Genomic DNA, 23060 nt, shown 5'->3' with positions numbered 1-23060 from the left:
TTTTATTTTTTGCCTCGCTTGGCGCCATACAAACTTCTCGCCTGCTTTCTACCTTCGACGCCACTTGTATCGTAAACTCCACGAACCACATGATAGCGCACGCCGGGCAAGTCTTTTACTCTGCCACCGCGCAACATGACAATAGAGTGTTCTTGTAAATTATGACCGATACCGGGAATATAAGCAGTAACTTCCATGCCATTTGACAATCTGACACGGGCGATTTTTCGCAGAGCCGAATTCGGTTTTTTCGGTGTCATGGTCGTAACCTTAAGACAAACACCGCGCAAAAAAGGACGACCGCTGGCCAACTGGAATCTCTTACGTCGTAAAACGTTAAAAGTCGTCTGAAAAGCCGGGGCCTTAGACTTTGAACGTAAACTTCTGCGTTGCTTTTTAATAAGTTGATGAATTGTCGGCATACCGAATAGCGAAAGCTTAATGCTTCTTAATTAGTGCGATTTTAAGGGCGCAAATTAAGAAATAAATAATTTAAATGATTTTAAAATAGATTAGTCCGAGTAGTGCGAAACCAAGGTACTATCAAACTTCTACTGCCTGGCATAAAATATAAAATGCTAATCCACTTGCTTATGCTAATAATGCGAATCACGAATCTAGCTTATTAGCAATCTGTAGACCTGCCCCGCCAATTGCCAATCTGCAATAAATTTTAAGTTCTAATATTTTCAAATTTATTTAATAAACCACCCATTTTTCCAAAGGGTGGCTTTGGCAGGCGGGTTAGCATAATAATTTTTAAGATTAGCATTATTAACTAAATATTAGGCGATAATTATTATAACTAAACCAATTTTAAAGTCAAGGGCTTTGTCTTAATTTCTTAAAGGCCCTGGGGAAAACTTCCAACAATCAAGTGGTATAGAAAGGAAATAATCGGCTGAATAATTTGAAAAGCAAAAAAGATAAAAATTAAAACTAAAATAATTCCGTATCGTTCCAAAAATATTTTTACCTTCATCCAACTATCCGGCATTAAAGCATATAAAACCTTTGAACCGTCAAGTGGCGGAATCGGCACTAAATTGAAAACGGCCAATAAAATATTAATATAAATTATGTAATAAAGAGCGACGAAACTGCCGACCGGTAAAAATCTAAGTAAAATACCAAAAATAACTGCCACCAACAAATTAGACAAAGGGCCGGCTAGGCCTACTAAAGCCGGACCGATCCGCTGATTGCGAAGATTATAGGGATTATAAGGAACCGGCTTGGCATAAGCAAAAATAAACGGAATGCCGCTTAATAAAAAAACAATCGGCAGAAGAATCGTCCCGAATAAATCAATATGCGGCAAAGGATTAAGCGTTAATCGTCCAGCGCGCTTGGCCGTGTCATCTCCTAAATAATAAGCCATCCACGCATGTGAAAATTCGTGTAAAATTGCCGAAGGAACAACAATAACAAAAAATGAAATAAAAATTCCTGTTGTGGTCATATATTCATTTTAAAATGCAATAATAGCTCTTGTCAAATTATTATAAACCTATTATAATTTAAATCAATCTTAATTAATGTCTAATTAATAATTCTATCATTTTATGTCTAAAACATGTCCTATCTGCGGCCGCGGGCCGAAAGCCAGTTTTTCTCGTTCACATTCAATGATCGCTTCAAAAAGACGACAGCTTTTAAATTTACAAACCGCTACAATCAACGGCAAAAAGATTACCGCCTGCAATTCCTGCCTTAAAACCCTGAAGAAAAAAAACAAAAAGTAAATCGTTGTCGGGGTGTAGTATAACGGTAGTACCTGCCTACCGGCAGGCAGGCGTACCCCTGAGATACCTGCCCGCCATTGCCTGAGCCGGGGTATCGGATAACGGTAGTCCGCACCCTTGGGGTGGGTGTAGCCTGGGTTCAATTCCCAGTACCCCGATTAAGGCGATGGCAGGCGGGGGTATGGTCGTCCGCCATTCGCCAACTGGCGAAGGCGGATCCGCACCCCGATATAAAATTACTTTGATTTATATTTAAAAGTAGGCCTCTCGCCTACTTTTGTTATTAAGTTATTCAAACATCTTTTTGAAAGGCAGAGCCGATCCACGGAGGTGGACCGGCTGTGTGCCGAACTGAATCAGGCTTCGGGTTGGAGCGGAAAGGGCGGAAAGAGCTGAGTGTGAAGCTCGGGGAGAAAAAGCCGCCTTACGGCTTCGGTGATAGGATCTGCAACGCCGAGTCCCACCTTGATTAAGGCTCTGCAGGCCGCCATCGGCCAAACGAGCCTATTTAGGACTGCTATCGTCGGGTCTGTGGGGTGGATCTCCGCGCGGCACTCAAACAGTCTCCGAAGTTCAGACAGCTCTTCCAGAGACCAATCGCCATGGTCGCGCCGAATGTGCGTCGAGGTATACTTCGGGCCAAAAAGGTCCTTGTACTCCTCGCCGGCTAGATCTATCATCTCGGCTCGTCCGGGTAACTCCAGACTCTTAAGAACCCCACTGACCACGCATCCACTCTGGGTGGTTTCGATCACCACTGCTCCGGTATCACGAAGCACGTATCTTGCGCGATTTAAGGCTCTTGCCAGCCGCCTGGCTTCTGCCGCGGTCCAGGGCGGACCACCGGGACGGAAAACGTTTACCGCCGACACAATCATTTGCACCTCCGATGATGTAAATCTGGGTTTGTTCTGAATTCGTCAGTTCAGCTAACCTCCTATTGTGGCCAGCGTCTACTGACCAAAATAATTATAACAAAGATTGTTGTTTTGTCAACTCCCCACACCAAAAATTTTGTGTGGGTCAATACTAAAATCCACTCATATCGAGTGGATTTTAGTTTATTAAGTTAACTAATAATATTTATAATCCCAGGACTTGAACTATTTGTTTAATCATAGCCACGGCTACCGGCGCAGGCAATAAGCTATAAGACAATTTTCCATTATCGTCTTTGGTTGTCCATGGCTCTTCTATTACTTTTACGCCGCCACTGGCCTTATCGCACTCGAAACGATAAGCTGGAGTGATTTCATAATCGTCGACGTAGTTTTTTGCTTCATCGACCGGAATGGAATTGCGAAGATAAACCTTCGGTACGCCCTGTAAGTCGGTCAACATTCTCATAACCTTATCGTCGATTTCCATGCGGTCACGAATAGCTTCGATACCAAGCTCGTCTCCTTCTTTCGGAACCATGCGCACACCACCGCAATTAGGATTATCACACATTAAATAAAAACTATTATTCCCAACATCATAACCGATATTTTTAGTACGTAATAATTTAATGTTGCGCGGCGTTTTGCACTTCGGGCAAATGACGCGATATTTTAATCTCTCGTCGATGACCGATTCGGGCAAATCGATGAAAACGAAAAAGTCAGGATCATCTCGATAGCCCATTAATGTTCTAAAAAATATTGAATAAGAAATCTGATCAAGATTACGAGGAAAGCCATCAATAAAGACTGCCTTGCGCCCTAAATGATCAATCTCGCGCTCAATAAGTGCCAAAATCGCTTCGGTTGGCAAAAGCCCAGACGTCGAACGGCCCAAGATTCTCTCTACCACTTCTTCAACGGTAATAAAACCGCGATAATTTTTCTTTAAGTATTCCGTCAACTCTTGTTTGCTTTTTTCATCACGAAGGGCTTGGTCGGCGCTGCGAACAATATCTCCGACCGATAAATGAGCCACCCGATCAGAACCAACGGCTTCAATGAATAATTTTGAATAAGTACCTTTACCAGAATTTTTTTTACCCAACAAAAAGGCCACAAAAGTATTGTTTGCCAAATACTCTTTAATCTTATTAATTTCCGCACCGGCCTTAGCTTGAAAATATTTACGTCGTTCAGCCGGATCTTCGAGCATAAATTTTTCACTTACGCCGACTACCTTAGTTTTAAATAAGGGAAACTCTATTCCTTTCATAAAAAATTTTATTAAATTATTTAGCGGTCTGTACTCGCAGACCACTTTGATTAATGAAAAAGATTATATCACCCTTCTCGTCAGTGCGCAAGGGAGAAGTGTTGATTTTTTGCAGAGAATTCAAAACGCGAAAACTGGGATGGCCGAAACTATTTTTGCCGACAGAAATTACTGCATAACTGGGCTTAACTAATGCTAAAAAATTATTGCTAGTCGAATATTTCGAACCGTGATGCGCAATTTTTAAAACTTCAGCTATTGGGTCAGTTTTGGTCGCCAGTAATTCACCCTCTTCTTCGCTGGGCAAATCGCCGGTTAATAAAAATTTATGACCGTTAATGTCAAATTTGGTTACAACGGAAGCAATGTTATCATCTTTAAGAGATTGATTAATATAGTTTTGCCGCGGCCATAAAAAATCAACAAAAACCCGACTGTCTATCGCCAACTGCATGGGATGCGTAATATAACTAAACGGAATGTTTTTTTCTATAATTACCCCTTGCCACTCTAGATAATTTAAATCCGGATCATAAACGCCGTTACTATAAATCTGATTAACTTGATATCTTTTTATAACCTCTACTAACCCATTTAAATGGTCAGGATCGGGGTGGGTTAAAATCATGATATCAATTTTTCTATTAGTCAGCGGCAAATATTGATCTAATTTATAACTAATTTCTTTACTTGGCCCACCGTCAATCAAAATATTATGGCCTTGAGCAGATTCAATTAAAATTGAATCGCCCTGCCCGACATCAAGAAAAATAATTTTATCATCGCCCGTTTGAGGCAAGGCTTGATGGTCGGGTAAAAAAAAATAATTATTAATAAAATGTCGACAAATAAAACTCCGGCTAAAATCAGAATCGCGCCTAATAATTTTTTATTAATTTTTTGTTCAACCGGTAGGGGCATTTTGTTTTTTAAGGAAAGATTTTAAAATAATAATTAAAACGATAAAATAAAAAATAATCCAAACCAAAGAGAATCCTCCCAAATGCCAAGATAACCATGTCACTTGCGCAAAAAAGTCTATAATCTTTATCACATAAGTCAGAATAAGCCAAATCGGCCAAACTAAAATTTTTATCAAAAACGGCCAAGCTAGACCGGTTAAAATGAAAATAAAACCGCTCATCATAACCCACGGGAAAAATCCCAAAACCAAAGAATTTGCTAAGGGCGCGCTTAAAGATAAATTGCCAAAATAATAAAGTATTAAAGGTAGGGTGAATAAATAAGCGCTAAACGTCGCCACTAGATACGAGCGAATCGGCCAAATTTTAAAATCAGGAATTTTAATCAATAAAACCTGGAAGCGCGGTGATAAATAAATCAAACCTAAAATTGATAAAAACGACAATTGCCAACCCACGTCCCAGAGCAACAGGAAAGGATTAAAAATTAACATTAAGGCCGCGACTAAAAAAATCGCGTTACCGGCCTGATAGTCACGGCCAATTTTTTTGGCAAATAATAACAGTATACCCATAATGCCGGCGCGAACAGCTGAGGCGGCCAAGCCGGTGAGAATAACGTAAATAATAATAAAAAACGCGGTTAAATAAAAGGCATGTTTTCTTTTTATGCCAAAAACCGAAAAAATAATTATCTCGACTAAACTGATCATGATCACGATATGCAAGCCCGAAACGGCCACGATGTGTGAAGTACCGGTTTTACTTAAGGCGTCACGAAAATCTTGCGGCAGATAACCGCCAGCGCCGAGCAAGAGTGAAGAAAAGAGCCCGCCCTGCGGTTCAGTCATATTCTCGTTAATCATTTTTTGCGCCGCGTGTTTAAAATTGTAAATTCTAACTAATAGCCAATTACCTCTATTTTGGCTTAAAATTTTTATTTCTTTCGGATTCTGGCAAAGCGACCAAATATTATCTTTAGCTAAATAATTTTGATAATTAAATTGGCCAAAATTTTCCGGCGTGATTAACCTACAATCGATTTGTAATTCCTGGCCATATTGATAAGGCGCAAATAAGGGAACCTTAACTAAAATTTTCCCGAAAACCGGCCGATCGTTGACCTGTTTTACACTAACAATAATGACGGTTTGTTTGCTTTGTTGAATTGGCTCCTGGCTGATTAGGCCTTTTAAAACAACTTCTTGATCATTATAAAAAACTACGTTCTGGTCGTTTACTTTCGGCCAGGCCAATTGAGCGCGCCAAATCCCGAAAATAAAAAATAAAATTATCAAACTGATAATTTTAACTAAACGCGACTTAATGAAAATAATCAACCAAAGCGTGATTAGAGTCGGCCAACATAACCAATAGACCGATAGGTGAAATAGGGACGACAAACCGACGCCGACTATAAAAGCAATTAAAAGATAAGTGAAAACTTTGGCCTTGGAAAATTTGGCCATAAAGCGCAAATTAAACCGCCGATTTTTTAAACCTAATATGTTGCCGAATTAAATTGAAAATTTCCCAAGCCATTATGCCAACCAGTAATCCGATCATATTAACCCACAAATCATTAAAGGATGGATCTATACAAATTCCTTCGGCAATAAATTCGTGAAAAACATTAAAACCCAAACCGATAAGAAAAACTTGCCATATTTTAAGCTGGAAAAAATAAAATAAAACAAGAGCGAAAATAAGAAAGGCAAAAAAATGAAGAATATTAAATGACAATGCGCTGTTATCTAAATGCAAAAATTCATTTAAGTTGTGATATGTTTTGCCAAATGGCGCTTTCGACCAGAAAACGAAAAAATGCCTAAAATTATAAATAATTCTCGCGCTACCGTATTTAATTAAACTAAGTCGTTGCTGCGATTCGCCGGTTTGATAGCTAAAACCAAAGCCCTGCCTATCTCGGCAAATGATATTTATTTGCGGCACTAGAAAAAAATCTAATAGCAAACAAATAAAAAGAAAAAGTACCAACTTTTTGGTTAGGGTAAAATTTTTGAACATGGTAACGCGAGGCTTAACATCCTTCATTGTTTTGGTTTTAATTCGGCTAAAACAAAATCGTCTAAATTTCCGTCTAAAATCCGGTCAACGTCACTCGTTTCCCAATTACTGCGATGATCTTTAATCATTTTATACGGATGCAAAACATAAGACCGCGCTTGATGGCCCCAAGAGGCCGGCAAGACGCGGCCGCGAAGCAATTCTTTTTCTTCTTCGCGCTTGGCTTGATGAAATTGATATAATTTTGAAGCTAAAATTTTCATGGCTCGTTCTTTATTCTGCGCCTGTGAACGTTCCACCTGACAATTAACTGTAATTTTCGTCGGTAAGTGGGTAAGGCGCACAGCCGATTCGACTTTTTGCACGTTCTGACCGCCATGACCCGAAGCACGATAAAATTCTATTTTTAGATCTTTATCTTTTATATCGATTTTGAGGTTGGGAATTTCCGGCAAAACATCAACTAAAGCAAAAGAAGTATGGCGCATTTTTTCCGCATCAAAAGGAGAAATGCGCACTAAGCGATGCACTCCGGCTTCTTTTTTTAAATGTCCGTAAGCATAAGAACCGACGATTTCAAGTGTCGAACTTTTAAGGCCAGCTTCGCTTCCCCACGATTCATCGAGTAAATAAACTTTCCATTTTTTCTTTTCGGCGTAACGCCAATACATGCGCCGCAGCATCTCTGTCCAATCTTGCGCATCGGTGCCGCCAACGCCGGCGTGAAAAGAAATCACTACGCTATTTTTATCGTATTCGCCGTTTAAAAATTGATAAACATTTTCCATAATCAAATAATAACAAAAATAAGTGAAAAAGAAAGGGGGCCGCCTAAGCGGCCCCTCTTTTATTAATAGAGGTGACTATTTTATTTAAATTGTTCTAATGTTACTCTGATTGTTCTTTGCGCGCCATCATGCAAAATCTTTAGCGTCAAAACGTCGCCGACTTTATGCTGTTGGACTAATTGCGCTAATGAATGATTTTGATCAACTTTCTGTCCATTCACTTCTAAAATAATGTCGTTTTCCACTAGTCCTGCTTTGTCGGCCGGTCCGCCAGGAACCACGGCTAACTCTGTAACGCTTTGACCTCGTGTAAGTAGGGCGCCATAATTTACGCTTAAATTATTTTCTTTAGCAATTTCGTCATTGATTAAAATATATCTTATGCCTAAATATGGCCGCACTATTGTTCCCGATAACCTTACGCTACTAATAGCCGACTTAACCTGATTAATCGGAATAGCAAAACCGATTAACTGGCCAGCTTGACTCGTGGCTACGTTAACACCAATAACCTGCCCATTCAAATTAATTAATGGTCCGCCGGAATTTCCCGGATTAATAGCCGCGTCGGTTTGAATAATATTTTCCAACGATTCAGCTTGCCCGAGACCATTGCCGGCCACTACGTTTCGACCCACGCCAGAAACAATGCCGCGAGTCACGGTGTTGCGATATTCACCCAAGGCGTTACCAATAGCGATGACGCTTTCGCCGATTTGTAATTTATCAGAGTCGCCCAGCGAGACTTCGGTTAATCCTTTTTTGTTAATCTTCAAAAAAGCAACATCATTGACTGGATCGCTAGCCACAAACGTTGCTGGTATTTTTTGTCCATCGCTAGTCAAAACCTCGTAAACCGATTGATTGTCAGGCGCTACGTGCTTATTGGTCAAAATTAAACCATTAGCCGCCGAGACGATAAAGCCCGTTCCCCCGCCAACCTCTCGTAAGCTGGTGCTTGGCTGTTGCTGATTAGGATTTTGTGAATTGCCAAACGGCCAATTTAAATCAAAAAAATCTTGCGGGGAAAAACTTATTGAATTTTGTGCCACCTGACGACTAACAACAATGCTTACTACGGCTGGGCTAACCTTTTGAACAGCCGTCACGACCGACTGCTCTGTGTCAACATCCTGATTATTGGTATTTTTATCATTACTTCCGTTGGTCGGCTGATTAAGAATAGGAGCCCGCAAATTTTGATCATAGCTCGCGATCTTTATCTGATCTAAAGACGTTTTCGCCATATAATAACTGGTAATGGTTCCGGCCGCTCCTCCGCCGACTAAAGCCAAAACGATGACTAAAATAAAAAATTTATTGATTTGAAACTTCATATTAATTTATTTAATCTTTAAAAAATATTTTGACAAAACTCGGTTATTTTTATTAAATTTAATGCCCTCTTTTAAAAGCATTTGTCGCTTATTTCGGCAACCAAATTTATAACCGCCCAATTGTCCGTTCTTATATACTACGCGGTGGCAAGGCGTTTTTGGTGCAAAGGGGTTTTTGTTTAAAGCTTGACCGACTGCTCTTGTCGCATATTTTTTGCCCAAAAAGATTGCGACTTGCTGATAACTAGCCACTTTGCCACGAGGTATTTTTCTAACGGCATCATAAACTTTTTGTTGAAATTTAGTTAACATAAATAATATCAAAGATTGAACATTATATTCAATCTTTGGTTTTACATATTTTTATAATCTAATGTCAAATATTTCAAAATAATCTTTTAATTTTTCTTTTAGCCGTGCGCTCACCTGCCTTAAAAATGGTTTATGCGGCCAATGCGGCACTAATTCTGGTTTAAACTCCTGTAGATAAAATCTCTTTGCGCCTTTAATTGCCTCGGCAACATCTATTAAATCTTTTTCTGTCAACATACCAGGCACTACGGTAGTTCTAAACTCATAATCAAGTGCCAGATTTTTTATGAGCTCAATGCTCTTTTTTATTTTTTCTAAATCAACGTCTACTCCGCTTAAGGTTTTATATTTTTCCGGCACGAGTGGCGCCTTAATGTCCATGGCCACATAATCAATCAAGTCATTCTTCAACAGATATTCTAAAAAGTCGGGGTTAGAACCATTAGTCTCAATGCCCACGCCCAGGCCTAATTCTTTGATTTTTTCAACAAAACCGAGAAAATCGTCCGCTTTGCTTTTTACCTCTAGTCCTGCGAGCGGCTCTCCCCCGCTGATCATGACGCCATCAAGAAATTTTCTATTTTCCGCTAAATAATCTAGAACTGTTTGTCCGTCAATGGCTTCGAATTTTTCCGGAGAAAATACTAAATCGCGATTATGGCACCACGGACAAGCAAAAGTACAACCGCCGACAAAAACAACGGTTGAAATCTTATCAGGCCACTCAATGAGCGAATTTTTTTGCCAGCCGCGAAAAATCATCGTCTTAAGACTTTTTAATTCCTAAAAAGCGTAAAATTTTCTCCCACAATTTGGTTAACCAATTTTTTTCTTCAACGGTTATTTCGCCTTCTTTCATCTTCGAAAAAACAAAGATGTATAAAATTTCCAAAATACCAATGGTATTCAGGATTAAGAATACGATAAACCAAACCGTATGATTTTTTTTAGCAGCTCGCCATAAGGCTACGCCCTTCCAAGGTAAAGACCAGAGTAAAAGTAAGGCCATAACCACAGAATAAGCGGTTGAGCCATAATAGAGCCCCAAATAATTGGTCATAATTTAAAATTTACGAATTAAGATTATTGTTCTGCTAAAAATTTTTTTATCGAGCGATCAAACGTCTTCTCCACTTCGGGCGAAAAACAACAAGCCGGCAACTCTTTTTTATCGCGATGATATTTTAAACAAAGGCAACAGATTCCCTTGTTTTCACAGTTAGGCCAAGTGCACGGGCAATTTTTAATGTTATTTTTTTGCCGACATTCCATATTATAGCCCAATTTCATTATTAATGGCTTGCATAGCCCCTAAACTAATTCTGACAAATTCTTCCAGGCTTAAGGCTATTTCCGAACACATGGCAATATGCTCGCGATTGGCACCCTTAGCAAAGCCTTTTTCTTTGAAACGATTCAAAACATTTTCCGGCGTCAATTCAATAATTTTTTTATTAGGTAAAACTAGCGTTGAGGCCACGATTAGTCCGGTTATCGGATCGGCACAAAACAAGGACTTATCTATCAAGGTTTGTCGCGGCAATTGATGCATATCGTTATGAACCTTAATGGCCTGGATGATTTCAGAATCAATGTTTAACTCCGTCAGCATCTGCGCGCCGATTAGGCTATGTTGTTCTGGTTTGTCTTTGGTTTGTTCATAATCAATGTCATGAAGCAAACCAGCTAGCGCCCATTGTTCTTTATTTTGGCCGAATTTTTGCGCCAAAGCAGCCATGACTGCTTCCACGGCCAGGCAATGTTTGATTAAATTTTTATTTTGAATCTTTTCTTCGACTAATTTTAAAGCTTCAGCCCGCATCATAATAATTTAATATTATTTATCACTAAATTAAATTTATAACCTAGATAATCAGCAGCGGTGCGGCAATAAGTCATTCTTCCAGTAAAAATTTCAAAGTACTCCATAATCGGCACGAACTTGGTGTCAATCTTTAGAGTCAAAATGATTTTTTTATTTTTTTTATCAATTCTTAATTTACTGTCGGTCGTGGCGTAGTTAACACGGTCATGAATGTCTTTGGCGATATTGTCTGGCGAATTATCAATGACTCGCGAGCGGTGAACGTCCGATTTGTCAGCAATGACCAAGACCGCGGAAATTTTACTAGAAAACTTCATCTCTTCTTTATCGTGATTAGTAATGGCTTGAATGATTTGTGATAGGTCGCGAGCGGAAAAATTTTGTTGAAAAATTTGATGAAACAACAACGCTCCCCAATAATGATGCTCTGTTCGGCCCAAGAAATTACCGATGTCGTGGCAATAAGCCGCAATGGCAACTAATTCTTGCTCTATCTTATTTAAACCAATGCATTTAGCTAAATTTCTAGCGCGGTCCGAAACCAAGCCTAAGTGGCGAGGGCCATGTTCAGTATAAGCTAAAGCCTTTAACGAAGCTACAGTTTGGTTGATAAACTCTATAATTTGCGGATTTTTCTTAACTTCATTTAAAGTAAACATAAACAAAGAAACATAATAATGAAAAAATTATACCACAGCTAAAAAATAAGTGAACACTAATATTAGCCTTCATACCAAAATTTTTATGCAAGGATTGACAAAAGGTCCAAAATATGCTAATATCTAATTAAGTTCGAAGAAGACTCAAGAAAGGAATGAACATGAAATCGAAAGATACCAAGGACCCCGCATCTACCTCCGCGGCAAGACAGATTCCGCCACCGGCAGGGCCTGTGATCTGTTTTGTGCCCGGACTACTCCGGACAAGCAGCGGCGAGGTCGTCGCAGTGCGGGGAATGCCCGAGGTCATATACCTCCGCTGCCAAAAGTAGGCTCTTCGAGCCATGCACGGCGCTCGCAATTCACCATGGAGGCCCGAGTGCACGCCCATGCAACGCCCCAGCTGAAATATGCCGGGGTGTTTTCTTTTTTTATAAAAATACTTTTGGGCGGGAATAAAAAACACGGGGACAACCCCGTTGCCGTTCCCGTATTTTTTTATTCTACACTAATAAATAATTTATTTTTTGATTTCGACTAAACGATCGCTGTCAACTTTAAAATATCTAGAAATTCCAACCGACGGCGACGTGGTCATTGGTTCTCCTGATTGGCGATCAGCATAATTAACTATAATTTCGTTGTCTTGAAAATTAGTGGTCTGCGGGGCAATGCGATCGCCGAGAAAAATCGCATTAAGACCTGAAGGACCATTTTGCACTCTTAGGGCCACGGCAACATAATAAAAAACTCCGCTTCCGCCGGATTCCTGGGTAAGAAGAAAAGCCTCATCCGTTAAGCCGTCTCCGTTAAAATCTCCCGACACTGTATTGCCAAAATATTTTGTAATAAGCTTTGCCGACGACCCTGGGATTATCTCCTCTGAATAACCATTTTTAAGAACAATGACTTTTTCGTCAATCATATATGTGCAATTGCGCGGATCAAAAGTAATATTTTCTCTCTCGCTTAATTCGGCCGGCCTGGACGAAAAATAAAACAGCAAATAACCGATGCTGACAATAATAATTAAGAAAATAACGATGAAGGTAATTTTTTTAAACATAATCACGGATATAAATTGGTAGCGCGTAAGGGAATCGAACCCTTGTTGCCAGAGTGAAAGCCTGGCGTCCTACCACTAGACGAACGCGCCCTATTAAACAACTACTTTTTTATTTAAGCTCACAAGTATAAGCACAAACGGTAATTGTTGGCCGCCCCTTGGCCGAACAAACACTACCGCAAAGATTAAAATAACCGCGACGACTTAAACAATCCTCTTGTAAAAGCATCTTATCGGCATCCATATCAAGCGTATAAACTATTTTATTTTTACATTGGCTCATAATCGGAACCTTGCTCGTTTCAACTTCATCAAAGCCTTTCTTTAATATTCTATAGGCCAAAAAAAGGCCGACTAAAACTATAACGGTAACGATTAAAATCGTAAAGATTGTTCTTCTCATATTAAAATACCCAATAGTTTAAAATGCCAAAAATTAACGCCAAGCTTATGATCGTACTGGTGATTAAAATACCGACTTGATTCGCCTCTTTGTAGGCCTTCCAGGCGGCATAAAACCAAAACGGCTGCGCCGCCAAATTCACGACTAATCCCCACTGCGGCAATTTTAGCCCGATAATAATATAAGCCAAAACCGTTAGGACAGGAATACAAATATTCACGAATAAGTCTACTCTTTTTCTTTTCATAATTTTATCGGGGACGAGTCCGCCTTCGCCAGTTGGCGAATGGCGGACGGATCACGGTCCCCGCCTGCCTGCCAATAGACAGGCCTGCCATCGCCTAAATCGGGGTACTGGGATTTGAACCCAGAGTCTCTCGCACCCGAAGCGAGCGCGTTAGCCGTTACGCTATACCCCGGCTCAGACTATGGCGGGCTGGCCAAACCTGAAGTGAGATTAAAGATTATACCAACTTATAATTTATTTTTATTTTTGACAATTTGGACAATAATAGGTTCCTCGTCCGGCTAAGGTCATTTTTTTTACCACGCCGTCTCCGCGATAACACCTTTCTCCTTCACGATTATAAACCTTTAAGCGCGGCACATACTCACCTTGCTTACCTTCAGTATCAAGATAATTATCGACCGACGATCCGCGGCAACTGACCGCCAAGCATAATATTTTAATTAAATTTAGATAAAGAGCGCGAACTTCTTGCGAAGTCAAACTTTGCGCTGTGCGAGTGGGAAAAATTTTAGCCGCCCAACAAGCTTCTTGAGCGTAAATATTGCCTACGCCGGCGATAAAAGCCTGATCCATTAAAAGCGGTTTAATTTTTGTCCTGGGTCTTTTAGTTAATAAATTTTTGAAAACTTTTAAAGTAAAATTTTTTGCCAAGGGTTCCGGACCGAACGCTTCTTTTTTAAAAAGATTATCCAAGTCTTTGGTTTTTAAAATTTTTACGTAACCGAATTGGCGCGTATCAAGGTGTGCTATTAAGCTCCCATCGGTAAAATTATAAACAAAGTGCGCGCCTTTTTTATTTTGATAATTTTCGAAGGTCTGTTGATTTTTAAAGTACAAAAGTTGGCCCGTCATTTTAAGATGAACTACTATCGAAAATCCTCCCGATAAATTTATAATTATTAACTTGGCTCGGCGTTCGATGTTTTTTATTTTTTTATCGGTGACAATTTTTTTGAATTTTTCTTCAGAAACGCCCTGCAGTATTTTACCCAAATGAATTTCGACTAATTTTATTTTTTTGTCACGAATTTTTTTATTAAGCTGAGTTTTTATTGTTTCGACCTCTGGTAATTCGGGCATAAAAATTTTTTAATAAAATTCATGAAGTAAAATATTAATTATTAAAGTATAGCTTATTCGCTAAAATATTTCAAGGGCTAATATAAAAGAAAAGGGCCGAACAGCATAGCTGCCCGGCCCCAGGGGGTACTCACGCACAAAGCGTGTTCACCGATGCTAGGGACAACTGGCTAAGCGCAAAAGTAGTCGCCCTTTACCCAGCTTTACGGCTAGCTACCTCCATGAGTGCTATATAGCCGCTCGGTGATTGAGATTCGATCAATATATATTAATAATGTTTTTTAGAATATAGTCAAGGTTTTTGCCTGTGCATTAATTTCTAATTAAAACAAAGAAGAGCGGGCGGCCAAGGGGCCGCCCGCATGTCGGACGTGCAGATGCCAGAAAGGCTGGCTCCGAATGCGAAGGCGTTCGCACCCGATAGCGGCCTATGTCTGAGCTCTGCGTTGGTCCCCGGCGGAAGTTCTGCCCTCTCCACATTCGCTCGCCACTACTTAGAGGGGTCAGCAACATTCCTGATCGGGGGTTTTGCGACCGCCTAGTGGGCTGGTCGCCTTGCAATCGCCGGGATGTTCAAGGCATATGTGGGGATGCCCGAGGTCGAGCAAATCCCGAGACTATCGGATATTCGCGGGGTTGAGACTCCGCCGAACTCCAGACTCGTCTCGCAGCCGGAACAGCGGCGATGCGTGTGTAGAAACCGCGGTTATGAAAGCGGAGCATTCTGAGCCGGCTTTGACCGAGCCGGTTTGAGAAGCCGAGCTCTTAGCTCCCGTTGTAATGCGCCCCACATTCCGAGGGCGCATGATCCGCGGTTGCGATGTGGCGCGCATAAAGCGGCCACGCTGTATCGTCGGGCACCCATCCTCGGGCACAAGAGAGAGATGAAACACCCTTCTCACACCTCCAGAGGACGTATGGGCGCAGGCCGGCCGATGTTCTCGTGGTTGGACAGTAGACCTGCCGCACGAGGTATTTGGATGCCGGCTCAAAACAAGCCCGCCCGACGTGGTGACCCTCCGCTTCTTGAGGAAGTTTCTCCCGAAACCACTGTGTGAGTGAATTTCGATGCTCTAGCCTCTTCCGGCGAATCAGGAGTTTTAATCCTGACCATCTCAGAGGCGCAGAAATGGAGGGTGTCTCTGAGACAATTATAATATTATTATATTTTATAAAAATTGTCAATTTTCCTTATACACAAATTATCCACTATAACAAAAACGGGCGCATTAACGCCCGTTTTTTATCGAAAAATAAATTTTATTTTATGCAGTAATCTTGGTGATTTTTGCCTTAGTCAGCTGTTGGCGATGGCCGACATTACGATGATAGCGAACCTTGCTTTTAAATTTCATCACGTGAACCTTGGGTCCTTTGATCTGGCCTAAAATTTCGGCATCCACGCTCGCGCCGGATAAATATGGCTTGCCGATTTTAACCACTTCGCCCTTCTCATCGCCAACGAGAAGAACCTGGTCAAAAGAATAATTTTTATCTTTAGCGCCGGCTAATTTTTCAAAAAATAAAGTTTGGCCAACTTTGACTAAATATTGTTTGCCGCCAGTTTTGATAATCGCGAAATTCATACCAAAATTATTAAAAAATTTAGAACGAAGTTCGTAAGTTTCTTCCATAATTTTGAGCACTCCGACGTAAGGAGGAGTAACATTAATTACGGTCGAAATTTACGAGCTATTATTTATTATTTAAATAAGATAACATGTCACTACTTTTTTGTCAAGACTTTTCTCGCCTATTCTTGTTCATCGGCCACGCGGCGCAAGACATCTCGCCCCAAGCGATGGCGGATCTGGCGCGCCAGGTCGATCAGTTCATAATCGTCCATTTCTTCGACGTTGGCTTTTCTTTTTTTAGATTGCAATTGCAATAAAAGCTCCTGAATTTGATAAGGCTGACTGATTGGCGAAAAATTAATAATTTCCGGTTGATTATTTAGACTAATAGTTAAGACGCCGAATTTAAAAATAGTCGTTAAGAATCCTTTAACCACTAAACTGATATTTTTAATTTGTTCGAAGTCGATTTTAACGATGCTTTGGTTAAACAAGCCCTGGCGCCAATAGAAAATTAAGCGTTGATTAGTAATAATTAATCGGCTAGTAAAAGCGACAATAATGGTGCGCAGGCCCAAAAACACGCCCAAGACAATGACCAGCCAGAAAATGGCTTTGCCCCACCAGCCAAAATTAAAAAGCGGCACGATAAAAAAACACGCCGCGACAACAAGAAGTAAAGCAAAAAATATGGCCAGAAAGTATGCCAACCAGGAGCGATAAACCACCTTAATTATTTTCTCGTTATGCTGAAATTCCATACCAAAATTATTAAAAAATTTACGACATTCTAACATTCTATAGAATATTGGGATATTATTTCTTTAACACTGCTAAATAGGCTTCGGGCGGAATATCAACCTTGCCCACCCCTCTTTGCATCATTTTTTTCTTACCCTTTTTTTGCTTATTTAATAATTTCATTTTTCGCGTCACGTCGCCGCCATATAATTTTGCCGTCACATCTTTGCGTATCGCCGGCAACCGTTCCGCAGCCACTATCTTGCCGCCTAAAGCCGCTTGGATTTTTACTTCAAACATTTGCTTGGGCAAAACTTTTTTTAATTTTTCAACAATGCGGCGGCCGTGAAAATAAGCGTCATCGCGATAAACAATAGAAGCAAAGGCTTCGACCGGCTCTTCGGCTACCAAAATATCAAGTTTAATCACGTCAGCCGACTCATAATCCAAAAAATCATAAGACATCGAAGCATAGCCTGAACTGACGCTCTTAAGTTTATCATAAAAATCAGCCAAGAGAAGCGCAAAAGGAATATGATAATGAATCAAGGCGCGCTGTCCGCCAGTCGGTCCATTGACTGGTCCGTCTACTGATGGATCGCCAAGATATTCTATAGAGACAAACCTTCCTTTATATTCGTTAACGAGCTCCATAATCGCGCCCACATGTTTAGTCGGCGACAAAATTTCCACTTTTGCCCAGGGTTCAAGGATCTTCTCTACTTGCGAAGGATCAGGCATTTCTTGCGCCCGATGCATGGTCTCTTCTTCCCCGTTTTTATAAATGATTTGATAAGCGACTGAAGGCGTAGTAATAACAAGGTCGATATTAAATTCCCGTTTCAACCGCTCTTTGATGATGTCTAAATGAAGCAATCCTAAAAATCCAGCGCGAAAACCAAAGCCCAAGGCCGATGAACGTTCGGGCTCGAAAAACAAACTAGCATCGTTTAATTTTAATTTTTGCAACGCGGCGCGCAACTTATTAATGTAAGCGCCTTGTTGCGGGTAAAGACCTGCAAAAACCATTGGCCTCGCTTCTTGATAACCGGCTAAAATTTCCGGCAAGGTCGAAAATTTTAAGTCCGTGACCGTGTCGCCGACACGAGTCTTGTCGATTTCTTTTAAGCTAGTGACAATATAGCCGATTTGTCCAACCGATAGATTGTCTTGTTTTTTTAATTCTGGAGCAAAGATGCCGACTTCGAGCACCTCTGCTTCGGCGGCGTTGGCTAACATTTTTATTTTTTCGCCGGCTTTAATTTGGCCGTCGAAAACGCGGACAAAAATTATTACTCCTCGATATTCATCGTAAACCGAATCAAAAATCAAAGCGCGCAGGGGCTGGTAAGGATTGCCTTGCGGCGGTGGAACTTTTTTTACCACTTCTTCCAAAATTTTCTCTACGCCAACTCCGGTTTTAGCTGAAGTCAAAATTATTTCCTCCGGCGAAATTTTTAATAGATTGCTCAAATCGCGCTTACTGGTTTCAAGATCTATGTTAGGCAAGTCTATTTTATTAATCACCGGGATGACGGCCAAATCTTGCTGCCTTGCTAAATACAAATTAGCCAAGGTTTGCGCTTGCACGCCCTGGCCGGCATCAACCAATAAAATCGCACCTTCCACCGCAGCTAAAGACCGCGAAACCTCATAAGAAAAATCCACATGACCGGGTGTATCAATTAAGTTCAACATATATGAAACGCCCTTTGACGCATATTCCATAGTCACCGGCTGCAATTTAATAGTAATCCCCCGTTCACGCTCCAAGGGCATGCGGTCAAGATATTGCGGCTGCATTTTGTTTTGTGGAATAGTTTTAGTCAATTCTAAAAAACGGTCAGCCAGGGTTGACTTACCGTGATCAACGTGCGCGATAATGCAAAAATTTCTAATCAGAAATGACATACGGAAATTTTTAATTTTCTCCCGACCTGAGTCGGGACCCCTATATTCTTATCACTTAAATAAAAAATTGAGAAATTTAAGCCGAAAGCGTTGCCTGGCTTTTAATTTTTTGACAATTATCTTCAACGATCATTTTTTCTTCGGTTAAAGAAATTATCTGCTGGGGAGAAATTGATAATTGGACGCCGATGATATTTTTTATTAAACCATCGGGTTCGACAATGTACCTTATCACCAACTCGCTTTGTGGCGCCGATTCTAAATCGATAACTTTGCCTAAAAGCTTTCCTGATTGAGTGTAAACCGGCAAGCCGATTATTTTTTCTTTAACCAACATAAATTATTTATTTGGTGTCGTATTTGATGTTGACTGAGCGTTGGTAGACTGTTTGAAAACCAATTTTTGCTGCAAAACGGTCAAAAGCAAACCTACTAACCAATAAATCATTAAACCGCTCGGCAAAGCAATGCCGATAAAAACCGTTAAAAGAGGCATCATCACCGACATCTGTTTATTCATAATCGCCATCACGCCTTCGTCTTTGGCGCCAGTTTTACCCGCCACTGCAGCTGGCGGCGTAGACTTAACCAGCATTTTGGTCTGCCAATACTGAATCGCACCAGTAATAACCGCCAAAATTAAGTTCGGTTTGGATAAATTCAAAAATCCAAAAGCAACATTATTAAGCGCGCCTGGATTATGAATAAACGAATAAAGAACCAACTGAGTAGACTTTAGGCCGTTTAAAAAAACCTGGTAGACGGCGATTAAAATCGGAAATTGAATCAATAACGGCAAAAATGACGAAAAAGGATTAATTTTATTCTCTCGATAAAGCTCCATCATAGCCGCGGCTAATTTCTGTTTATCTTGTTTATATTTTTCCTGTAAACTTTTTAGTTTGGGCTGAAGGTCTTGCAGTGCCTTTTGCGAGCGGACTGATTTTTGCGACAACGGCCATAGGATTAAACGAATAATAATCGTCACAATAATAATAGCTAAACCCAAGTCATGCCCGGGTAAAATATTGTGCAAGAAAACTAAAAGATTTAACAATGGTTGATAAAGTACTGTTTTATATATTTGTATCATGCCAAAATTGTTAAAAAATTAATGAAGTTATTTTACTAACTATAGTAAACTAGCTTGTTTTAATAATAATTCTAGTTTCGACTTTAGCTCGGCGTAAGATAATTTTACGATTTCGGTCCTGGTTAAAATCATTATATCATAACCGGGCTTAATTTTGCTTAAACTTAAACGAACTATGGCGCGCATTCGGCGCTTGATTTTATTGCGCACGACTGCTTTTTTTGAAACCTTGGTCGAAATGACAAAGCCAAAGCGCGATTGCGCTAAATCATTTTTACGCCACTTCAAGGCAAGTTCGCCACCATAGACCGCTCGCCCACTCTTCGCCAGCTTCTCAAAATCAATGTCTTTTGTTAAACGATGAGCTCTGTCTAACATAAAATTAAAAATCAATTCGTAATTTGTATATTCGTCCTGGACCCGTTCGTTCAGTAAACGGGACGGACTAAAGGGTAAAAGATTTGTAAATTAGTAGTGGCTAAACGGTTAATTTTTTGCGTCCTTTGGCTCGGCGGCGTTTAATCACTTGGCAACCAGTGCGGCTTCTCATTCTTTTTAAGAAACCATGGCAGCGAGTTCTCTTTCTTTTTTTAGGTTGATAGGTTCTCTTTGGCATAAGATATCAATTACTAAATTAATGTTTCTTGATTTATTCTGCTAATTTTTTTAGCTTGGCCCGTTTTATCGTCAATCTCAACAACAACTCCATTAATGACAGCCGAGCCTGTTTCAGGAATTTCCATTTTAATCGGTCCAGTAAAAATGTCATGTAAAAATCTATCCAAAATAACAGTTTTTTCCACACCAATGACCGAATCTTTTGGGCCAACCATGCCGACGTCAGTGATATAGGCGGTGCCTCTAGATAAAGTTTGTTCATCGGCCGTCGGTATGTGCGTATGAGTGCCTAAAATCGCCGATACTCGCCCATTCAAATAATGACCCAGGCTGACTTTTTCCGAAGTAGCTTCGCCGTGAAAATCAACTATTTTAATTTTAACGCGCGGATACTTTTTTAATATCTTGTCGGCCACCTTAAAAGGATTAGCTAAAGTACTGACTCCGCGTTCGTCTTGATATTTGGAGAATGTCCGACCCATTAAATTAACGAGTAAAACATTTTTTTTATTGCATTTTATGACCAAGTGGCCGCGACCGGCCAATTTACCTTTAAAATTGTCAGGCCTAATAATAGGTATCTCTAATTTCTTAATTTTATCAAGTTCTTCCTTCTTTGACCAGAAGTGATCTCCAGATGTAAAAGCGTCAATGCCAGCCTCGCTTAATTGTCGAAGTGTTTTGATGGTCACGCCCTTACCGTGGGCCATGTTTTCAACATTAGCTAAGGTTAAGTCGGGTCGCCATTTTTTTTTAATCTTAGGCAACTCTTTAACCAGGGCTAATCGCCCCATCTTGCCGAATACGTCTCCAAAAAAAAGTATTTTCATTGTTGTTGTTTTATCTGGCGAACCAGGTTGGTAGAAATTTGACATTGCTCCAGCCTCTGACCTGATTAATATTAATTACCAATGGTTTTGCCTCGTTTAATTTAAAGTTTTTGGTTTATGGTCGCAATTTTATGACGGTCAAACCTCCCTACCTACCGGCAGGCAGGACTACCTGGCGAACTCTACCACTTTGCTTTCGCGAATAACCGTTACTTTTATTTCGCCTGGATATTTTAAATCAGCTTCTATTTTATCAGCAACGGCTCGCGCTAATTTAGCTGCAGCCAAATCATCAACTTCTTGCGGCAGTACAAACACTCTGATTTCTCGACCAGCCTGAATAGCATAAACTTTGTCCACACCTTTAAATGTTTTGGCAACTTGTTCCAAATCGTCTAGACGCTTAATATAATCTTCGTAACTATCACGTCGCGCGCCAGGTCGAGCGCCTGATAAGGCGTCGGCCACTTTAACGATAACCGCTTCGATGATTGGCGGATGATCTTCGTGGTGCGTGCCAATAGCAGTGATTATTTCTTCTGGCAAATTATATTTTTTAGCTAAGTCACGGCCAATCTCCGGGTGAGTGCCTTCGGTTTCATGATCAATGGCCTTGCCGATATCATGCAATAAGCCTGCCTTTTTAGCCATGGCCACATTGACCCCCAAATCAGAAGCCAAAATTGCGGCAAGATTAGCTGTTTCTATTGAGTGCTGTAAAACATTTTGGCCATAACTAGTTCGATATTTTAATCGACCAAGTAATTGCACCAATTTGGGATCGAGTCCGGCGATGCCAAGTTGATAAACCGCGTCTTCACCAGCCGATTTAATTTCTTGAATTAATTCTGTTTTAGCTTCTTCGACGTATTTTTCAATACGCGCCGGCTGAATGCGACCATCGGCAATTAATTTTTCCAGGGTTCTTTTAGCTAATTGCCGACGAATCGGATTAAAACTTGAAGCAAAAATAACTTCTGGCGTATCATCAACTACGATTTCTACGCCTGTTAATTGCTCGATGACTTTAATGTTTCTGCCTTCGCGCCCGATAATTCTACCCTTCATATCATCTGAAGGAAGGTTAACGGAGCTGGTCGTACGTTCGGTTGAAACAGATGAAGCTAAGCGTTCCATGGCAGTGGAAAGCATTTGTTTGGCTTTTTTGTCGATTTGATCTGAACCAAATTTCTCGAGTTTTTTTATTCGTTCTAAAACAATATCCTGATTGTCTTTTTCGATTTGTTCAAACAAAACTTGCTGCGCCTGTTCTTTGCTATAACCAGAAATTTCTTCTAATTTTACTTTAGCGTCTTCGTAGATTTTTTTAATCTTAACCTTCGCTTCCTCTAAACGAGCCGCTCGATCAGTTAGTTCTTTTTGATTCTCTTCGAGCTCCAATAATTTTTTGTCAAACATCGATTGGCGTCTCTCAAACCGCTCTTCGGCTGATTTTAATTCCTGCCGGTGAGATTGTTCTTCTTTTTTCGCTTCTTCGATGATTTTTAGCGCTTCCTCGCGCGCTTTAAAAAACAATTCTTGCTGTTTAGTTTTGGCATTGCGAATTAATTCTTCTGCCTTGGCTTCTGCCGAAGCAGTTCTTTTTTGAGCAATGACCTTGCGTGCCACATAACCAATCACCACGCCAACTACTAAAGCAATTAATAAATATGCAGTATAAATCATAAGTCCTCTTATACGTTACGTTAAAATAATAATT

General features: G+C 40.3%; 28 protein-coding genes and 3 tRNA genes. 2 read left to right on the top strand and 29 right to left on the bottom strand.

What is annotated here, in order from left to right; all coding sequences use genetic code 11:
* Positions 1 to 2: 2 nt before the first annotated feature.
* Together rpsL and PHV78_02095 are read right to left on the bottom strand one after the other, a co-directional pair.
* Positions 3 to 422, bottom strand: a complete 420-nt coding sequence (rpsL, locus tag PHV78_02100; GenBank protein MDD5396021.1) for a 30S ribosomal protein S12 — start codon at positions 420 to 422, stop codon at positions 3 to 5.
* Positions 423 to 844: 422 nt separating this feature from the next.
* Positions 845 to 1462, bottom strand: a complete 618-nt coding sequence (locus PHV78_02095) for a site-2 protease family protein (protein MDD5396020.1) — start codon at positions 1460 to 1462, stop codon at positions 845 to 847.
* Between the two features lie 103 nt (positions 1463 to 1565).
* Here PHV78_02095 and PHV78_02090 point away from each other — a divergent pair, with 103 nt between their 5' ends.
* Together PHV78_02090 and PHV78_02085 are read left to right on the top strand one after the other, a co-directional pair.
* Positions 1566 to 1745, top strand: a complete 180-nt coding sequence (locus PHV78_02090; protein ID MDD5396019.1) for a L28 family ribosomal protein — start codon at positions 1566 to 1568, stop codon at positions 1743 to 1745.
* Positions 1746 to 1832: 87 nt separating this feature from the next.
* A tRNA-Pro gene (locus PHV78_02085) sits at positions 1833 to 1903 on the top strand.
* Positions 1904 to 2828: 925 nt separating this feature from the next.
* Here PHV78_02085 and PHV78_02080 read toward each other — a convergent pair.
* The 27 genes from PHV78_02080 to rny form a co-directional block, all read right to left on the bottom strand.
* Positions 2829 to 3902, bottom strand: coding sequence for an AAA family ATPase (locus PHV78_02080; protein MDD5396018.1), 1074 nt, complete (start codon positions 3900 to 3902; stop codon positions 2829 to 2831).
* Positions 3903 to 3918: 16 nt separating this feature from the next.
* Positions 3919 to 4701 (bottom strand): MBL fold metallo-hydrolase, encoded by a 783-nt coding sequence (locus PHV78_02075; GenBank protein MDD5396017.1) that lies wholly within the window; start codon positions 4699 to 4701, stop codon positions 3919 to 3921.
* A 105-nt stretch (positions 4702 to 4806) separates the two neighbouring features.
* Positions 4807 to 6294: a ComEC/Rec2 family competence protein gene (locus PHV78_02070; protein MDD5396016.1), complete on the bottom strand. Its 1488-nt coding sequence runs from the start codon at positions 6292 to 6294 to the stop codon at positions 4807 to 4809.
* A 10-nt stretch (positions 6295 to 6304) separates the two neighbouring features.
* Entirely contained in the window at positions 6305 to 6880 is a 576-nt protein-coding gene (locus tag PHV78_02065) for a hypothetical protein (protein MDD5396015.1), read from the bottom strand.
* Positions 6877 to 7641 (bottom strand): peptide chain release factor 2, encoded by a 765-nt coding sequence (gene prfB, locus PHV78_02060; protein ID MDD5396014.1) that lies wholly within the window; start codon positions 7639 to 7641, stop codon positions 6877 to 6879. Before prfB ends, PHV78_02065 begins: the two co-directional genes overlap by 4 nt.
* 80 nt (positions 7642 to 7721) lie before the next feature.
* Complete coding sequence (locus tag PHV78_02055) at positions 7722 to 8978, bottom strand: trypsin-like peptidase domain-containing protein (protein ID MDD5396013.1); 1257 nt, start codon at positions 8976 to 8978, stop codon at positions 7722 to 7724.
* A 6-nt stretch (positions 8979 to 8984) separates the two neighbouring features.
* Positions 8985 to 9290 carry an MGMT family protein gene (locus PHV78_02050; protein ID MDD5396012.1) on the bottom strand — a complete coding sequence of 102 codons (306 nt, stop codon included), beginning with the start codon at positions 9288 to 9290 and terminating at the stop codon, positions 8985 to 8987.
* 51 nt (positions 9291 to 9341) lie between these two features.
* Positions 9342 to 10052, bottom strand: coding sequence for an anaerobic ribonucleoside-triphosphate reductase activating protein (locus PHV78_02045; GenBank protein ID MDD5396011.1), 711 nt, complete (start codon positions 10050 to 10052; stop codon positions 9342 to 9344).
* Between the two features lie 4 nt (positions 10053 to 10056).
* On the bottom strand, positions 10057 to 10350 hold the full coding sequence (locus PHV78_02040; protein ID MDD5396010.1) for a DUF5652 family protein: 294 nt from the start codon (positions 10348 to 10350) through the stop codon (positions 10057 to 10059).
* Positions 10351 to 10373: 23 nt separating this feature from the next.
* Positions 10374 to 10562, bottom strand: coding sequence for a hypothetical protein (locus tag PHV78_02035; GenBank protein ID MDD5396009.1), 189 nt, complete (start codon positions 10560 to 10562; stop codon positions 10374 to 10376).
* A 1-nt stretch (position 10563) separates the two neighbouring features.
* Positions 10564 to 11115 carry an HDIG domain-containing protein gene (locus PHV78_02030; GenBank protein MDD5396008.1) on the bottom strand — a complete coding sequence of 184 codons (552 nt, stop codon included), beginning with the start codon at positions 11113 to 11115 and terminating at the stop codon, positions 10564 to 10566.
* On the bottom strand, positions 11112 to 11774 hold the full coding sequence (locus PHV78_02025; GenBank protein MDD5396007.1) for an HD domain-containing protein: 663 nt from the start codon (positions 11772 to 11774) through the stop codon (positions 11112 to 11114). The genes PHV78_02030 and PHV78_02025 overlap by 4 nt, the downstream gene beginning before the upstream one ends.
* 520 nt (positions 11775 to 12294) lie before the next feature.
* Entirely contained in the window at positions 12295 to 12840 is a 546-nt protein-coding gene (locus PHV78_02020; protein ID MDD5396006.1) for a hypothetical protein, read from the bottom strand.
* Positions 12841 to 12856: 16 nt separating this feature from the next.
* Positions 12857 to 12930: transfer RNA gene (locus tag PHV78_02015), tRNA-Glu, on the bottom strand.
* Positions 12931 to 12949: 19 nt separating this feature from the next.
* Complete coding sequence (locus PHV78_02010; protein ID MDD5396005.1) at positions 12950 to 13243, bottom strand: hypothetical protein; 294 nt, start codon at positions 13241 to 13243, stop codon at positions 12950 to 12952.
* A 1-nt stretch (position 13244) separates the two neighbouring features.
* A complete protein-coding gene (locus PHV78_02005; protein ID MDD5396004.1) occupies positions 13245 to 13490 on the bottom strand; it encodes a hypothetical protein in 246 nt (81 codons plus the stop codon).
* A gap of 99 nt (positions 13491 to 13589) precedes the next feature.
* Positions 13590 to 13662, bottom strand: a tRNA-Pro gene (locus PHV78_02000).
* A 68-nt stretch (positions 13663 to 13730) separates the two neighbouring features.
* Positions 13731 to 14573, bottom strand: coding sequence for a DNA-formamidopyrimidine glycosylase (gene mutM, locus PHV78_01995; protein ID MDD5396003.1), 843 nt, complete (start codon positions 14571 to 14573; stop codon positions 13731 to 13733).
* Positions 14574 to 15838: 1265 nt separating this feature from the next.
* A complete protein-coding gene (rplU, locus tag PHV78_01990; GenBank protein ID MDD5396002.1) occupies positions 15839 to 16207 on the bottom strand; it encodes a 50S ribosomal protein L21 in 369 nt (122 codons plus the stop codon).
* A 119-nt stretch (positions 16208 to 16326) separates the two neighbouring features.
* Positions 16327 to 16908 (bottom strand): PH domain-containing protein, encoded by a 582-nt coding sequence (locus tag PHV78_01985; protein MDD5396001.1) that lies wholly within the window; start codon positions 16906 to 16908, stop codon positions 16327 to 16329.
* A 55-nt stretch (positions 16909 to 16963) separates the two neighbouring features.
* Positions 16964 to 18799 (bottom strand): translation elongation factor 4, encoded by a 1836-nt coding sequence (gene lepA / locus PHV78_01980; protein ID MDD5396000.1) that lies wholly within the window; start codon positions 18797 to 18799, stop codon positions 16964 to 16966.
* A gap of 76 nt (positions 18800 to 18875) precedes the next feature.
* Entirely contained in the window at positions 18876 to 19136 is a 261-nt protein-coding gene (locus tag PHV78_01975; GenBank protein MDD5395999.1) for a PRC-barrel domain-containing protein, read from the bottom strand.
* Positions 19137 to 19139: 3 nt separating this feature from the next.
* Positions 19140 to 19892 carry a YidC/Oxa1 family membrane protein insertase gene (locus PHV78_01970; GenBank protein MDD5395998.1) on the bottom strand — a complete coding sequence of 251 codons (753 nt, stop codon included), beginning with the start codon at positions 19890 to 19892 and terminating at the stop codon, positions 19140 to 19142.
* A gap of 39 nt (positions 19893 to 19931) precedes the next feature.
* On the bottom strand, positions 19932 to 20270 hold the full coding sequence (rnpA, locus tag PHV78_01965) for a ribonuclease P protein component (GenBank protein ID MDD5395997.1): 339 nt from the start codon (positions 20268 to 20270) through the stop codon (positions 19932 to 19934).
* A gap of 100 nt (positions 20271 to 20370) precedes the next feature.
* Complete coding sequence (gene rpmH / locus PHV78_01960) at positions 20371 to 20508, bottom strand: 50S ribosomal protein L34 (GenBank protein MDD5395996.1); 138 nt, start codon at positions 20506 to 20508, stop codon at positions 20371 to 20373.
* A 13-nt stretch (positions 20509 to 20521) separates the two neighbouring features.
* Positions 20522 to 21385 carry a TIGR00282 family metallophosphoesterase gene (locus tag PHV78_01955; GenBank protein MDD5395995.1) on the bottom strand — a complete coding sequence of 288 codons (864 nt, stop codon included), beginning with the start codon at positions 21383 to 21385 and terminating at the stop codon, positions 20522 to 20524.
* 123 nt (positions 21386 to 21508) lie between these two features.
* The gene (gene rny, locus PHV78_01950; protein ID MDD5395994.1) at positions 21509 to 23026 is read right to left on the bottom strand and encodes a ribonuclease Y; all 1518 of its coding nucleotides are present in this window, start codon (positions 23024 to 23026) and stop codon (positions 21509 to 21511) included.
* Between the last annotated feature and the right edge of the window lie 34 nt (positions 23027 to 23060).

It is taken from the genome of Patescibacteria group bacterium (assembly GCA_028715115.1).
Lineage (GTDB): Bacteria > Patescibacteriota > Patescibacteriia > UBA2591 > UBA4787 > JAQUSN01.
Note: the sequence above shows the minus strand (reverse complement) of the source record. Positions and strands in the feature narration are given on the sequence as shown.

What these genes read in the sequence shown, in the direction of transcription:
- PHV78_02005 (MDD5396004.1), bottom strand. Translation starts at nt 13,490, where the DNA reads ATGAAAAGAAAAAGAGTAGACTTATTCGTGAATATTTGTATTCCTGTC.
- rpmH (MDD5395996.1), bottom strand. Translation starts at nt 20,508, where the DNA reads ATGCCAAAGAGAACCTATCAACCTAAAAAAAGAAAGAGAACTCGCTGC.
- PHV78_02020 (MDD5396006.1), bottom strand. Translation starts at nt 12,840, where the DNA reads ATGTTTAAAAAAATTACCTTCATCGTTATTTTCTTAATTATTATTGTC.
- PHV78_02050 (MDD5396012.1), bottom strand. Translation starts at nt 9,290, where the DNA reads ATGTTAACTAAATTTCAACAAAAAGTTTATGATGCCGTTAGAAAAATA.
- PHV78_02010 (MDD5396005.1), bottom strand. Translation starts at nt 13,243, where the DNA reads ATGAGAAGAACAATCTTTACGATTTTAATCGTTACCGTTATAGTTTTA.
- rny (MDD5395994.1), bottom strand. Translation starts at nt 23,026, where the DNA reads ATGATTTATACTGCATATTTATTAATTGCTTTAGTAGTTGGCGTGGTG.
- PHV78_01975 (MDD5395999.1), bottom strand. Translation starts at nt 19,136, where the DNA reads ATGTTGGTTAAAGAAAAAATAATCGGCTTGCCGGTTTACACTCAATCA.
- PHV78_01955 (MDD5395995.1), bottom strand. Translation starts at nt 21,385, where the DNA reads ATGTCAAATTTCTACCAACCTGGTTCGCCAGATAAAACAACAACAATG.
- PHV78_01985 (MDD5396001.1), bottom strand. Translation starts at nt 16,908, where the DNA reads ATGGAATTTCAGCATAACGAGAAAATAATTAAGGTGGTTTATCGCTCC.
- PHV78_02095 (MDD5396020.1), bottom strand. Translation starts at nt 1,462, where the DNA reads ATGACCACAACAGGAATTTTTATTTCATTTTTTGTTATTGTTGTTCCT.
- PHV78_02045 (MDD5396011.1), bottom strand. Translation starts at nt 10,052, where the DNA reads ATGATTTTTCGCGGCTGGCAAAAAAATTCGCTCATTGAGTGGCCTGAT.
- rplU (MDD5396002.1), bottom strand. Translation starts at nt 16,207, where the DNA reads ATGGAAGAAACTTACGAACTTCGTTCTAAATTTTTTAATAATTTTGGT.
- PHV78_02065 (MDD5396015.1), bottom strand. Translation starts at nt 6,880, where the DNA reads ATGAAGGATGTTAAGCCTCGCGTTACCATGTTCAAAAATTTTACCCTA.
- PHV78_02040 (MDD5396010.1), bottom strand. Translation starts at nt 10,350, where the DNA reads ATGACCAATTATTTGGGGCTCTATTATGGCTCAACCGCTTATTCTGTG.
- mutM (MDD5396003.1), bottom strand. Translation starts at nt 14,573, where the DNA reads ATGCCCGAATTACCAGAGGTCGAAACAATAAAAACTCAGCTTAATAAA.
- rnpA (MDD5395997.1), bottom strand. Translation starts at nt 20,270, where the DNA reads ATGTTAGACAGAGCTCATCGTTTAACAAAAGACATTGATTTTGAGAAG.
- PHV78_02055 (MDD5396013.1), bottom strand. Translation starts at nt 8,978, where the DNA reads ATGAAGTTTCAAATCAATAAATTTTTTATTTTAGTCATCGTTTTGGCT.
- PHV78_02080 (MDD5396018.1), bottom strand. Translation starts at nt 3,902, where the DNA reads ATGAAAGGAATAGAGTTTCCCTTATTTAAAACTAAGGTAGTCGGCGTA.
- PHV78_02030 (MDD5396008.1), bottom strand. Translation starts at nt 11,115, where the DNA reads ATGATGCGGGCTGAAGCTTTAAAATTAGTCGAAGAAAAGATTCAAAAT.
- PHV78_01970 (MDD5395998.1), bottom strand. Translation starts at nt 19,892, where the DNA reads ATGATACAAATATATAAAACAGTACTTTATCAACCATTGTTAAATCTT.
- lepA (MDD5396000.1), bottom strand. Translation starts at nt 18,799, where the DNA reads ATGTCATTTCTGATTAGAAATTTTTGCATTATCGCGCACGTTGATCAC.
- PHV78_02025 (MDD5396007.1), bottom strand. Translation starts at nt 11,774, where the DNA reads ATGTTTACTTTAAATGAAGTTAAGAAAAATCCGCAAATTATAGAGTTT.
- PHV78_02035 (MDD5396009.1), bottom strand. Translation starts at nt 10,562, where the DNA reads ATGGAATGTCGGCAAAAAAATAACATTAAAAATTGCCCGTGCACTTGG.
- rpsL (MDD5396021.1), bottom strand. Translation starts at nt 422, where the DNA reads ATGCCGACAATTCATCAACTTATTAAAAAGCAACGCAGAAGTTTACGT.
- prfB (MDD5396014.1), bottom strand. Translation starts at nt 7,641, where the DNA reads ATGGAAAATGTTTATCAATTTTTAAACGGCGAATACGATAAAAATAGC.
- PHV78_02070 (MDD5396016.1), bottom strand. Translation starts at nt 6,294, where the DNA reads ATGGCCAAATTTTCCAAGGCCAAAGTTTTCACTTATCTTTTAATTGCT.
- PHV78_02090 (MDD5396019.1), top strand. Translation starts at nt 1,566, where the DNA reads ATGTCTAAAACATGTCCTATCTGCGGCCGCGGGCCGAAAGCCAGTTTT.